General features: G+C 61.9%; 11 protein-coding genes. 8 read left to right on the forward strand and 3 right to left on the reverse strand.

The window, feature by feature from the left end:
• Nucleotides 1-9 precede the first annotated feature (9 nt).
• Nucleotides 10-1,050, reverse strand: a complete 1,041-nt coding sequence (locus tag OKW26_RS39595; protein WP_429356940.1) for an ABC transporter permease — start codon at nucleotides 1,048-1,050, stop codon at nucleotides 10-12.
• Nucleotides 1,043-1,864: an ATP-binding cassette domain-containing protein gene (locus OKW26_RS39600; RefSeq protein WP_221309219.1), complete on the reverse strand. Its 822-nt coding sequence runs from the start codon at nucleotides 1,862-1,864 to the stop codon at nucleotides 1,043-1,045. The genes OKW26_RS39595 and OKW26_RS39600 overlap by 8 nt, the downstream gene beginning before the upstream one ends.
• Before the next feature lie 417 nt (nucleotides 1,865-2,281).
• On the opposite strand from OKW26_RS39600, the gene OKW26_RS39605 reads away from it, so the two are divergent.
• Nucleotides 2,282-4,687, forward strand: coding sequence for a filamentous hemagglutinin N-terminal domain-containing protein (locus OKW26_RS39605; protein WP_429356941.1), 2,406 nt, complete (start codon nucleotides 2,282-2,284; stop codon nucleotides 4,685-4,687).
• A gap of 241 nt (nucleotides 4,688-4,928) precedes the next feature.
• Here the strand turns inward: OKW26_RS39605 and OKW26_RS39610 are convergent, their stop codons facing one another.
• Complete coding sequence (locus OKW26_RS39610; protein WP_184062115.1) at nucleotides 4,929-5,963, reverse strand: AraC family transcriptional regulator; 1,035 nt, start codon at nucleotides 5,961-5,963, stop codon at nucleotides 4,929-4,931.
• A gap of 143 nt (nucleotides 5,964-6,106) precedes the next feature.
• Between OKW26_RS39610 and OKW26_RS39615 the strand changes: the two genes are divergently transcribed.
• The 7 genes from OKW26_RS39615 (at nucleotide 6,107) to OKW26_RS39645 (ending at nucleotide 13,396) form a co-directional block, all read left to right on the forward strand.
• Nucleotides 6,107-6,514, forward strand: a complete 408-nt coding sequence (locus OKW26_RS39615; protein WP_429356942.1) for a carboxymuconolactone decarboxylase family protein — start codon at nucleotides 6,107-6,109, stop codon at nucleotides 6,512-6,514.
• Between the two features lie 45 nt (nucleotides 6,515-6,559).
• Nucleotides 6,560-7,615 carry a 3-keto-5-aminohexanoate cleavage protein gene (locus OKW26_RS39620; RefSeq protein ID WP_429356943.1) on the forward strand — a complete coding sequence of 352 codons (1,056 nt, stop codon included), beginning with the start codon at nucleotides 6,560-6,562 and terminating at the stop codon, nucleotides 7,613-7,615.
• Nucleotides 7,616-7,693: 78 nt separating this feature from the next.
• Nucleotides 7,694-8,968: an MFS transporter gene (locus tag OKW26_RS39625; protein WP_184062172.1), complete on the forward strand. Its 1,275-nt coding sequence runs from the start codon at nucleotides 7,694-7,696 to the stop codon at nucleotides 8,966-8,968.
• A gap of 5 nt (nucleotides 8,969-8,973) precedes the next feature.
• On the forward strand, nucleotides 8,974-9,810 hold the full coding sequence (locus OKW26_RS39630) for an SDR family NAD(P)-dependent oxidoreductase (RefSeq protein WP_429356944.1): 837 nt from the start codon (nucleotides 8,974-8,976) through the stop codon (nucleotides 9,808-9,810).
• Between the two features lie 230 nt (nucleotides 9,811-10,040).
• The gene (locus OKW26_RS39635) at nucleotides 10,041-11,681 is read left to right on the forward strand and encodes a 3-(methylthio)propionyl-CoA ligase (protein WP_429356945.1); all 1,641 of its coding nucleotides are present in this window, start codon (nucleotides 10,041-10,043) and stop codon (nucleotides 11,679-11,681) included.
• 91 nt (nucleotides 11,682-11,772) lie between these two features.
• The gene (locus OKW26_RS39640) at nucleotides 11,773-12,897 is read left to right on the forward strand and encodes a porin (protein ID WP_429356946.1); all 1,125 of its coding nucleotides are present in this window, start codon (nucleotides 11,773-11,775) and stop codon (nucleotides 12,895-12,897) included.
• Between the two features lie 124 nt (nucleotides 12,898-13,021).
• Nucleotides 13,022-13,396, forward strand: a complete 375-nt coding sequence (locus OKW26_RS39645) for a BON domain-containing protein (protein WP_187611993.1) — start codon at nucleotides 13,022-13,024, stop codon at nucleotides 13,394-13,396.
• Nucleotides 13,397-13,404: the final 8 nt, after the last annotated feature.

Consider the following 13,404-nt stretch of genomic DNA (forward strand, 5'->3'; position numbering starts at 1 on the left):
TTAACGGCTTTATCGCCCCCCAAGCCTGAATCTTTCGCGCAACACGCGCAGCTTGGCGGGATTCTCTACCAACAGATGCAGCGTCACAGCGACGATGAACACCACCCCTTCGATCGCCTGTACCCAGAAGCCGGCGATACCTGTCGCAACGATTCCGGCCTCCAGCATGCCTATCACGAAAGTGCCGAAGAAGGTACCCACGATCGTCGCCGTGCCACCAAACACCGAGGTTCCGCCGATGAACACGCCGGCCAGCGCCGGCAGCAGATAGCCCTGCCCCTGGGTTGAAAAATAGTTCAGATTCTCGAGCGTGAGCAGCACCGTGGCGAAACCGGCCAGCACACCCATCAGCGTGAACAATTTCACCGTCTCACGCACGACATTGATGCCCACGACCTTCGCCACGTTTCGGTTGTCTCCGATGAACAGCAGGTGCTCGCCAAAACGGTGACGATTGAGGATGAACCACATGAACACTGCGAGCCCGAGCGCCCAGAGCGCTTGCATCGGGACCACACCGAACAACGTGCCCGCGAATACTGCATAGGCTGAACCGTTGGCGAGCTCCTGTAGCGCATTGGAGAGCCCGCCGGACAGGATCGAAGCAACCCCAGCCCAGAGGAACTGCGTGCCGATTGTCACGATGATCGAAGGCACACCGACCACCGCGACCAGCACCCCGTTCACCACGCCGACCAGCGCGCCGCCCGCCAATGCCGCGATCCCGGCTAACCAGGCTGATCCGGTGGTGTTCACGCACCAGGCGAACAGGAAGCCCGAGAATGCCATCACGGAGGGGAAGGACAGATCAATTTCCCCCGCCGCAACCACCAGAGTGAGCCCGATCGCCAACACCGCCAGCGGTGGCACGGTGGTCAGGAAGGAGAAGTAGATTGGCCAGCCTAAAAAGACGCGCGGTGCGGTTGCCATGAACAGGCCGACCACCAACGCGAACACGACCAGGCTCGGCACTCCCTCGATGCGTGCAAAATCCGGCAGGCGAAAACGCACCAGCCGCGCCGGCTGTTCGTCTTTTATCGGATCACTCACGTCCTTGCCCCGCAGCCAGCGCCGGCCCGTGCCCGCTCTGCTGTAGCGAAATCAAGAACCGGGTGAGTTCCTCGAGGCTCATCTCACCCGACTTCATATCCGCGACGATCCGGCCACGATCGAGCACGACGAGCCGATCGGCGAGCTCGTGCACATGGGCGAGGTTATGTTCGATGTAGATGCAGGCGCGGCCGGACTCCTTGATCGACCGGACGAAGTCGAGAACCTTACGTACCTCGCTAATGGCAAGCGCAACCGTTGGTTCATCGAGAATGATCAGATCGCTGTCGAAATACATCGCCCGTCCGATCGCGATGCCCTGGCGCTCGCCACCGGAGAGTTTCGCAATCAGCGAATCCGCGTCGATCCCCACGCCGCGGAAACCGAGCTGGCGCTTCAAAATATCGTTGGCAATGCGCCGCTGTTCGGCAACTTTGATGAAGCCGAACCGGTTGGTGATCTGCCGGCCGACAAAAAAATTACGCCACAGCGGCTGCTTCTCGCCCAGCGATTTTTCCTGATAGACCGTCTCGAAGCGCAGTCGGTGCGCCTCGCGCACCGAAAAGCGGTTCCAGTCGACCTCCTTGTCCCGGATGAACAGCTTGCCCGTGCTCGGCCGCACGACACCAGTCAGTACCTTGATGAGCGTCGACTTACCCGCGCCGTTATCACCGATCAGGCCGACGATCTCGTTCCGCCCAATGGCCAGATCGATGCCGGAAAGCGCCCGTATCTTGCCGTAGGACAGGCTGATACCTTGGGCGCGCACGATATGCTGATAGGCGCACGTACCGGGCGCTGCCTGGTTCGGCATCACGCCGCGCTCCAGCTCGAATGACCCACAGCGATGTTGTGAACGACGACAGCCATAGATCTTTCCCCTTTGCTTATCGATCGCCGCATCAACTTACATTGGAAATGTCCCTGAAATTTAGCAAGCCTTAGAGTCCAGTTCAAGAATCGCTTACGAGACCGCTTATATTTCATCGGGAAAATATTAGTCTTGGGCACTTGAACAACGCACAACCTGAGGGATAGAAGAAGCGCGCCAGAAGGGTCCCCACAGGACGAGCGGCCACAAACGCCCGGTCAAAAAGGCGCAAAAAGCAGAGGTATCGGCATGCATCCGCCACTCCAGCGGCTATTCTTCAGACACTACGACTAACGCGTTTCAGGCCGGCTCTGCGGGTCGTCGTCAGCCATTCCGCGCCCCACGCGGAAAGGGGGGTGTATGTCACGTCCAGAACTACCTCGGCCCGCGCGACGCGCGCTGCGTCGTCGGCAGTCAGCCGGACGCCTGTGGCTCGTCATCGGCAGCGCGCTCACCGGACTGTGCTTTGCCCATACGACGCTCGCGGCGGGCAAACTTCCACAAGGCGGCACTTACGTGGCCGGCACGGGCGCGATAGCAAGCCAGGCCAACGGCCTCGTGATCACGCAACCGGGTTCGACGCGCGGCGTGATCGAGTGGAACAGTTTTTCGATCGGCAGGAACAACAGCGTGACGTTCGACAACGGCTCGGGCGCGACGCTGAACCGCGTGACGGGCGGCTCGCCGTCCGCCATCTTCGGCAGGCTCAGTGCAACGGGCAGCCTGTATGTGATCAATCCGCAAGGCATCGTCGTGGGGCCATCGGGCGTGATCAGCACCGGTGGCCGTTTCGTCGCGTCAACGCTCGATGTCTGCAACGACGCGTTCATGCAGGGCGGTGGTTCCCTCACGTTGTCGGGCGACCCGAACGCAAGCGTGATCAACCTCGGCAAGATCAGTTCGAGCAGCGGCGATGTGTTCCTGATTGCGCGACACGCCGTGATCAACGCGGGCACTATCACAGCGCCCAACGGTACGGCCGAACTGGCTGCAGGCGAACAGGTGTTGTTACAGGATTCGGGCAGCAGCAGACAGGTGTTCGTGCAGACGGGCGGCCAGGGTACCGTGGTCAACAAAGGGCGCATAAACGCCGCGCAGATCAGCCTGCAGGCCGCCGATGGGAACGTCTATGCGCTTGCTGGCGGCGGCACGCGCATCCGCGCGACGGGCACGGCGGATCGTGACGGTCACGTGTGGCTCGTCGCCGATGGCGGCCGTGTCAGTCAACTCGGCAAGGTCGCCGCAAGCAACGCCGACGGCAGCGGCGGAACGGTCGACACGCAAGCGGCACAACTCGCATTCGGCAGGCATGCAGCCGTTCACGCGGGCCAATGGAACCTGTTGACACCCACATTCACAATCGATAGTGCGGCCACCCGGGCGTTGCAGCAGAGCCTGAATTCGGGCACATCGGTCGCGGTCACGACGACGGGCGTCAATGGCGCAACGGGCGACCTGAGCATTGCATCCAGCCTTATCTGGGAGGGAGCGGCTTCGCTGACGCTTGTCGCGTACCACAACGTCTCAGTGACGACGGGCACGACGATAGCGAACCGCGGTACCGGCAATCTGACCGTGCGCGCCGACGCAACGGGCAGCGACAATGGAGGCAGCATCGCGAATAACGGCATCATCGACTGGTCGGCAAGCACGGGTATCGTCAGTGCGCTGTACGACATCGGGGGCAACTACAGCGCGGGAACCATTCTGTTGAATCAGGCGTGGACGGCGCCACCTGACAGCGGTCTCGTCACGCAGTCGACCGCCTATGAACTTATCAACTCGCTCGCCGACCTCCAGAAAATCAACCAGGACCTTTCGGGCATCTACGCGCTAGGCAAGGACGTGGATGCAACGCCGCCGTCGGGCACGTTCAATGCGCCGATTGGCGCTTTCCCAGCGAGTCCTTTCACCGGACAGTTCGATGGCATGGGCCATACGATATCCAACCTCAAGATTCAGGCATCACCGTCGGACATCGACCCGGGCGCAGGTTTGTTTTCCGCCATAGGATCTGGCGGTGTCGTACGCGACCTGACGGTGCAAGGCGAGGTCAGTGGCACGGCTAACGCCGGCTACTATGGGATTCTGGCCGGCCTGTTGGATACTGGGCTCAACACCAGCACCATTGCGTCCGTCCACACCAGTGGTACGGTCGCGGTCGAGAACGCTCAAGAGGCGGGCGGCCTCGTCGGCTGGTCCGATGGCACTATCACACGGTCCTCCAGCAATGCTGACGTGTCGTCGTCTCAAGGTTTCTCCGATGGTGGACTCGTCGGCTACAACGGGGGAGTCATCAGGCAGTCTTTCGCATCGGGGAGCGTTGTGGGCACTTCGGCCTATGCCGGCGGGCTGGCCGGTCAAAACGCAGGAACGATCACGCAGTCGTACGCGACGGGTGCAGTCAGCGCGACTGATGCAGCCGCGGGAGCGCTAGTGGGAGTGAATCTATATAGCAGTGTTGAGCAATCATTTGCCACTGGCAGCGTTCAAGGGCAGGGAGGCGGAGGTGGCATCGCGGGCTTCAACTACGGGCCAGTGACCATAAGCAGCGACGTGTTCTGGAATACACAGACGACCGGCACCACCGTCGCTGTAGTGAGTGTGGCTAATGGCGCCCAGGTTGGCAACGCCCAGGGCCTGACCACCGCTCAGATGAGCAACCCCGTCAGCTTCGGTCCCACATACGACTTCGGACCTGGCGGGGTATGGGCCATGCCCGCCGGAGCAACGCACCCCGTGCTGCGGTGGCAACTGGGTCAGTAGTTGGCGAAGGCTTGTCGGCAAGAGGGAACTCGACACGACGCAGATGCTGTCGTGAAAATCATTTGGGCGGGACAATTCCGGGAGGTCGGCGATGAATTGCTCCATTCGCGCGAGGCTTATCCAGTCTGCCTGGATCATCCTTCTGGCCATGCCCTGTGCGGCATGGGCGCAATCGCAAACGATAGTCACGATCGCTGGCACTGGGGCGCAAGGGTAGAGAATCAGCGGCCCAACGCGATGGTTAGCCAGGCGATGCATCGCGGGCCCCAGCACTTCGTTGTGCATTTTTGCGGCGCCACGTCGAAACGCTGCAGCCGAAGCGGCCGTTGAACCAGCGGGAAAACGCGCTCAGCGATGAGAAGCCTACCAGCGTAGCCACTTCAGACAGCGGCCGGTCGCCGCTACTGACATACCGCATCACCTGTTCAACCCGCACCGCATCGACAATCGACAGAAAGCTGCCACCCTGACGGGCGAGGTGGCGATTCACGGTCGTGCGATCCACGCCCAGATGCTGCGCGATCCGGTCGGCCGAGCAGGTGCCAGACGGCAAAAGCGCAATGACCAGTTTCCTGACCTTGTCGGACATGGTTGCGTTGGACTGAAGCAGCATCGAATCCAGATACTGGCGCACCTGCTGCGCCATGACCGGATCGTAAGCTGGAATCGCGGCGTCGAGATCCGCTGCGAGGCACACGATGCCGTCGAAATCCTGGTTGAACTCAACGGGCGCGCCAAATACACGCGCATGCATGGCGAGGCTGGCTGGAGCGCTGTACGTGAGACAGATGGTGCGCGGCTTCCAGGCGGCGCCCAGCACCAGGCCCAGCGTCCGGTACAGGACGCCCAGTATCAACTCCGTTGCCTGGCGCATCGAGCCAGGCATGCCGCCCATGAGGTCTTCGCGGATGATGGCGAGTCCTGCCGTCTCCTCGACGCGCATCACCACCGCCTCGTTCTGCAGGCGCAGATAGTGCGCCATCGATTCGAGCGCGCGGCGCAGTGTCGGCTGTTCCCGCATCGCAAAACCGAGAGGGCCAAGGTTCGACAGGTGGCGGGTCTCGGCCATGCGCAGCGCGAAATCCTCGACGGCAGCGGCCCGGGCGGAGGTTTCCAGCAACCGCGCCACTGCCTCGGCCGGAATCATGATGTCGGGGTTCAGCAACGCGGAACGGTCAATGCCGGCATCACTTAACTGCTGGTAAGGATCAAGGCCCACCGATCGGGCCACTTCGACGTAACTGGTCAGGGAGGCACTGCGAAGCAGATAGGACATATGGTTTTCCCTCGTGCATCAAAATGTAAATTTTTTGCCTCAATCTGTCAAACCGCTATTTGCCAGTATCCGATACTTGCCTCCAGAGACGCGTGATGACCAACGCGTACGGAAATTCGAGAAGTTCGAGAGGAGGCGAAACAATGAGCAATGAGACGAGCCGCAGCGCGACCCCGGTCTGCGATCAGTTGCGCGCAACCGGCAACTGGAATCCCGCCTGGGATGCCATTGCAGAACTCGATCCAATCTGGGCCGAGAAATTCATGGCGATGGGCATGCACACCGTGATGTCGGGTGTGCTGGAACCGAAGGTGTTCGAGTTCCTCGCCATCGCGGTCGACGCGTCCTGCACGCATATGTATGCGCCGGGCACACGCCGTCACATCCGCCGCGCGCTCGAACTGGGCGCCACCAGGGAAGAAATCGCTGCGGTCTTACAGGCGGTTAGCGTCCTTGGCATTCATTCGTCCAGTCTCGGCGCGCCGATCCTGCTGGAAGAACTGGCCGCCTTCGAGAAGGCAAACGTCGACGCTGCGCAGGCCGTTGCCTGACGTCAGCGCAGTCACTTCACTAATTTTCAAAGAGGAACACAGACCATGCATTTCATGGACGACTCCCTGCTGCCTGAAAACCAGGAAAAACTCGTGATCCAGGTGGCGCCCTATGGGCCGCAATGGATCCCCGGCGATTCGGACGATATCCCGGTCACGATGGACGAGCAGGTGCAGAAGGCCGTCGACTGCTACAACGCAGGCGCGACTGTGCTGCACGTGCACGTGCGCGAGGAGGACGGCAAGGGCAGCAAGCGTCTGTCGAAGTTCAACGACATGCTTGCCCGTCTGCGCGATGCTGTGCCGAAGATGGTGCTGCAGGTCGGCGGCTCGATCTCATTCGCGCCGGAGAATGAAGGCGAAGCGGCCCAATGGCAAAACGATGACACACGTCACATGCTCGCGGAGTTGAACCCCCGTCCGGATCAGGTCACCGTCGCAATCAACACCAGCCAGATGAACGTGATGGAGTTGATGACCGAGGCCGACATCGCGGGTACCTCGCTCATGAACCCGGCGCTGCAGGCTGCCTATCGCGACATGATCGTGCCGTCCAATCCCTCATGGCACGTCGAACACATCAGGCGTCTCGTCGCCAACGGCATCCAGCCGCAGTTCATGCTGGGGAATCTGACGCAACTCGAAACGGTCGAGCGTCTTATTCGCAACGGTGCGTATAGCGGTCCGCTGAATATCAATTACGTGGCAATTGGCGGCGGCGCGGCCGGGTTGCATCCCGCCGACATGATCGAGTTTGCCCGCCGCACCCCGGAGGGCGCGGTGCTTACGTTCGAAACGCTGAACCGGAACGTGGTGCCGATGAATACGCTGGCGATTGCGCTGGGCCTGCATGTACGGGTCGGTATCGAAGACACGCTGTTCGGCCCGAACGGCGAGCGGGCGACTTCAGTGCAGCAGATCGAGCAGATGGTGCGCATTGCGCGCGAGCTCAATCGCGACATCGCGAGCGGCGAGGATGCCCACCGCATCTATCAGATCGGCACCCGGTGGGGTTCGGTCGACGAGACGCTGGACAACCTGCGCATGGTACCTAATCGCACGCCCGGCCGGCGCGACGTGCCGGCACGCAAGGTCGCGTGAGCGGGGATAACGGGGCGCAACGCGGCAGCGTATCGCGTTGCGCCTCGCTCTGAACCCTCTCAGGCATGGAGACAGATGATGTTCTGGAAGAAAAGCCCCTCTGCGGTTCTGGCGTCGCTACTGGTGATCCACCTGCTGGCCCACATCGACCGCAATATGCTGCTCGGTTTCTCGCCGCAGATCATTAAAGACCTGGCGCTCAGCAACACGCAATACGGCTTTCTGGTCGGCGCGGTATGGGTGCTGAGCTTCGGCGTGATGGCGATGTTCATGGGCACCCTTGCGGACCGCTTCAGCCGCACCCGGGTCATCGCCGCCGGCGTGCTGATCTGGAGCGCCTGCACGCTGGCCTCGGGCCATGCCCAGAGCTTTGAGCAGATGGTGGTGGCGCGCTTTTTCGTTGCCAGCGGCGAGGCGGCGCTGGTACCTGCCGCGGTGGCCCTGCTGGCTGAACTCTTCTCGGAGAAGCGACGAGGCACGGCAATGGGGCTGTTCTTCATGGGGATCCCCATGGGCGTCGGCTGCAGTTTCCTGCTCGCCGGCAGCTTTGGCGCCACGCATGGCTGGCGGACCACGTTCTATGTCCTTGGCATCGTCGGCGTCGCCGTTGCCTTGCCGCTGGCGCTGCTCAAGGAAGACCGTAGCCAGCTCGCACCGCAGGAACGCGGCGCACCGTTCGTAGCCCAGGCGCTCGCGGTGTTGCGCACCGTCGGCAGCAACCGTGCGCTGGGCTTCGTAATCGTTGGTTTCGTACTGGTACACCTCGTTTTTGCCAGCTTTTCCTTCTCGCAGTTGTGGCTCGTCAACGAACGCGGCATGAACGCGGCTGGCATTGCCACCAGGATCGGCGCGCTACAACTGGTGTTCGGCACGCTGGGCGCGGTGATGGGTGGCGTCATGGGCGATCGTGTGGCGAGCAAACTGCGCGGCGGACACGCCAGCTTCATGGCGCTCCTTGTCGTGATCTGCGCGCCGTTGATGCTGGCCTGCCGTTTCGTCCCGGTCAGTTCGCCGCTGTTCTACATCGGCATGTGCGCGGGATTCTTCCTGCCGCTGGCGGTGTACGGCCCGGGGGCGGCGGCGATCATGAGCATGGCACCCCAGAAGATGCGCTCGACGATCTTCGGTTTCACGATGCTCTCGATCAACGTATTCGCCCTTGCCATCGGCACCGTGGTCATCGGGATGGCCGCCGACCATTTCATCAAGGCTGGCGCCACCGCTCCGCTGACGGGTGTCCTGATCGCCACTGACGTGCTGACGATCAGTTCGGCGCTGTTTTTCGCCCTCGCGGCGCGCGCCTCGCGCAGGCAGCGTGCGCTCGCGCTGCAAAACATACAACCTGCGAGGTAATGGACATGCAAGACCAACGTCGAAATCTGGAAGGGCGTGTCGCCCTCGTCACCGGTGCCGGTCGCGGGATGGGCGGTGCCATCGCCGTGGATCTGGCCCGCGCCGGTGCACGGGTCGCGATCTGCGATATCGACATGCCGGCCCTCGAAGAAACGCGCGCTGCCGTGGAAGCGGCCGGCGCACCGTGTCTGGCGCTGCGCTGCGACGTCTCGTCCAGCAGCGAAGTCGCCAACCTGTTCGCCGCGATCGCCGAGCGTTTTGGGACGTTGCACATTCTCGTCAACAACGCCGCGCTCGTGCCGAACACGCCGATCGATACGGCGCGCCGCAACAGGCATTACGCCTATCTCACCACGCCCGTGCAGCGGCAATCGCTGGCTTTCACCAGCAGCATCAGCGACGAGGAGTGGCATCGTTACTGGGACGTCAACGTGCACGGCCTCTTTTACTGCACCCGCGAAGCGCTCAGGCTGATGCAGCCGCAGCGCGACGGCAGGATCATCAACATCGCGTCGATCGCCGGAATCTCGGCCATGAGCGCGCATAGCCCGCACTACAGCGCCACCAAGGGCGCGGTGGTCGCCTTCACGAAGTCGGTCGCAGCCGAAGTGGCGGGTGCCAATATCTTCGTCAACGCGATGGCGCCTGGGGGTGTGGCCACTCCCGAATTCACGGAATACTTCGAGGCCGCCGGTGAGGAAAAGCGCAACCAGTTCTGGCAAGTGGTGCCGGCCGGACGCCTGGGCACGATGGAAGAATACGCCTCGACGGTGACCTATCTGGCCGGCGACCACTACCTGGTCGGCCAGGTGATCAGCCCGAATGGCGGCGTGGTGATATGACCGGATGCGCCGCGTGACCTGAAGCGATCACGCCTGAAAATCCTTGCATCGACCTCTTCAGCATCTGCCATAACGATCAGTTCTGCGAATAGGATTGTGAGCGCTTCTGGAGATCGGTCTTTGACAAACGACGACTGACCGGCGGTAAAAGACCGCAGGCGCCCAATGGCTCGAATGCTGCCGCGGGCGATGTCGGCTCGTGACTCTGCATTAAAGAATGGACGGACGAAATGAACGGTTTGATGCTGCAAAAGCAGTTGCTGATTTCCTCGCTGATCGTGCATGCCGATCGCCATCATGGGGATACGGAGATCGTGTCGCGGCGGGTAGAGGGTGACATCCATCGCTACACCTTCCGCGACTGTCACCGGCGCGCGCGACAGATGGCCAATGCGCTCACGAGTCTGGGCATCAGGCCGTCCGACCGTGTCGGCACCCTCGCCTGGAACGGCTATCGCCACATGGAGCTGTACTACGGCATATCCGGCATGGGCGCAGTGATGCATACGATCAATCCGCGCCTGCACGCAGACCAGATCGCCTACATCGTCGACCATGCGGAAGATCAGGTCCTGTTCTTCGATCTGACGTTCCTGCCGCTGGTCAAGGCCATTGCCGGCCGCTGCAAGACTGTCAAGGCGTTTGTCGCGATGACCGATCGCGCGCATATGCCGCTGGATACCGGCATTGCCAACCTGCTGTGCTACGAAGATCTGCTCGAGCGCAGCTCGTCGACCTACGTGTGGCCGAATTTTGACGAGGATACCGCCTGTGCGCTGTGCTACACGTCCGGTACCACCGGCAACCCGAAGGGCGTCCTCTACTCGCATCGCTCGTCGCTGCTTCACACCTTCGCTGCCGCACTGCCGGATGCGCTGAACTGCTCGGCGCGCGACGTGATCCTGCCGGTCGTGCCGATGTTCCATGTCAATGCGTGGGGCATTCCGTATGTCGCGTGCATGGTCGGGGCCAAGCTGGTTTTCCCCGGCCCCGGGTTGGACGGCCAAGCGCTCTACGAACTCGTCGAAGCCGAGCAGGTCACCTTCGCGGCTGGCGTGCCGACAGTATGGCAAGGCCTGCTGACCTGGCTCGAGCAAGGTGGCCTGAACTTCTCGACCCTGAAGCGCACCGTCATTGGCGGCGCAGCCTGCCCGCCCGCAATGCTTCACACGTTCCAGGATGGGTACGGCGTGGAGGTCCTGCACGCATGGGGCATGACCGAACTGAGTCCGCTCGGGACCATCGGCGCGTTGAAAGCAAGGCACCTCGCACTGGGTCCGGAAGACCGTTGCGCCCTGCAATCCAAACAGGGGCGCGCGGTATTTGGCGTCGATATGAAGATCCTCGGTGAGAACGGCCAGGAACTGCCATGGGACGGCGTGAGCTCGGGCGATCTGCTGGTGCGTGGCCCATGGGTGGTGCGCAACTACTTCCGCAATGAAGGTGGCAACCCGCTGCGGATCGATGCCGACGCGCATGGCTGGTTCCCGACCGGCGATATCGCGACCATCGACGCCGACGGCTTCATGCAGATCACCGATCGCAGCAAGGACGTGATCAAGTCCGGCGGCGAGTGGATCAGCTCGATCGAGATCGAGAACCTCGCAGCCGCGCATCCCGCGATAGCGAGCGCGGCCTGCATTGCGGCGAAGCATATGAAGTGGGACGAGCGGCCACTGCTTGTCGCCGTGAAACAGCCCGGTGCACAGGTCACAGCCGAAGAATTGCTGGCGTTCTTCGAAGGAAAGATCGCGAAATGGTGGACGCCGGATGCAGTCGTATTTGTCGATGCGGTGCCGCTTGGCGCTACCGGCAAGGTGCTGAAGAACCAGCTGCGCGAAGCGTTTCAGGACTATCTGTTGCCGACTTAAGGAAGCAGGTGGCCTGGCGTGTTGAGTATTGAACGTACGTCTTGAACGTACGTCGTTACGGGTGGATTAAAGCAACAAAACTGGAGACGCAATGAAACTGAAATGGGTAGCTGCGGCCGCGGTGGCCGTCCTTGGAAGTCCGGCCTATGCGCAGTCGTCGGTGACGCTGTACGGCGTCGTGGATTCCGGTCTGCTATATCAAAGTACCTCGGCGGCCTCGTTCAGCCCGACGGCGAAGAATCTGGGGAAGGTCTATCGCTACAAGGACGGCGGGATCTACTCGAGCATCTGGGGCATGAAGGGGACCGAGGATATCGGCGGCGGCTATCACGTCAACTTCAAGCTGCAGGGGTCGTTCGACAGCGGCACCGGCAAGTTCGGCCTGGCGGATACGCCGGGCGCGGTGGCGCAGTTCAACCAGTTCGCAACGGTCGGCTTGTCGGGACCGTTCGGCACGGTCAACGCCGGTCGCCAGATCGTGCCGATGGCCTACGCGATGGCCGATACCGACGTGCGGGCGGGCCAGTATTTCGGCAGCATCCTGACGGCATGGCTGGGCATGAACCAGGCCGCCGGCTGGTCCGGCACCAGCACCAATGGACCGATCGGCGCGCTGTACGACAGCAATGCGATCGTCTACGAGTCGCCGACATTCGCCGGCGTGTCCGCAGCGCTCGAATATGCGCCCGGCGGTGTGGCAGGCAGCTTCCAGGGCGGCACGCGCGAGTCCGCCGTGCTCAAATACTCAAACTATGGCCTCAATCTGAGAGCCGTCTACTACAACGGTCACGACACCAATCCCGGACCGACGACGGTGCCCACCGGACTCGCCAACAACCGCCTCTACTACCTCGGGGCGCTGTACACCTATCACGCCTTCTCCATTTCCGCGTCATATTCCAACGGCAGGAATCCGGCGCACGCGAATCTGGTCAACCTCGACCTGTATTCGGCCGGCCTCGGCTATCAGTTCTCACCGGCATTCAAGCTCACCAGTGGCGTGTATTACCTGAAGGACGCGAACAATTCGGCCAACAAATCGCTCGAGGTCGCCGGAGGCGCCGAATACAGTCTGTCCAAGGCCACTTTGCTCTATGGCCAGGTGGGTTGGGTGAACAACCACGGAGATATGACGCAGACGATTACGTACGGCCAGCCCGTCGCGCCGGGCCTCGGGACGACGGCGGTCATGCTCGGGATACGCCACTACTTCTAGGGATCCTCCGTATTGGGCTCGAAATGAAGACCTCTGGCCGGTGAAGCGTGCCGGCTCGCCCCGCGGTAGCAGAACAGCGATTCCAACGGGGATCCCACAAGACTCAGGAAGATTGGAGAAAGCAATGAAGGTAATCAGGGCACTCAAACTGGCGGTCGGCGCACTGATCGTGACGACATGGATCAATGCATGGTCCCAGCCTGGCGAATCGGGCAGTGGGCCAGCGTCAACCGTCATGGCGTCGCCGGGCAGCGGCGCTTCGGCGAGTTCCAGACAGGCTGATCGCGCGCTCGGCAGGAAGGTACGCGCTGCGCTCATGAAGGACAAGGAGATCAGTGCTTCAAACATCAGTGTCCGTGCGAGAGGTGGCGCGGTGACGCTGTTTGGCACGGTGCCCGATGCAGCGCAGATCGACAGGGCGGCCGGGGTTGCCGAAGCCGTGCCGGGCGTGACAACCGTGAAAAACAATCTGACACTCAAACGCGTATTCGGCCAGTAAGTGGTCAT

This window comes from Paraburkholderia sp. 32 (assembly GCF_050435345.1).
Taxonomy (GTDB): Bacteria; Pseudomonadota; Gammaproteobacteria; order Burkholderiales; family Burkholderiaceae; genus Paraburkholderia; species Paraburkholderia tuberum.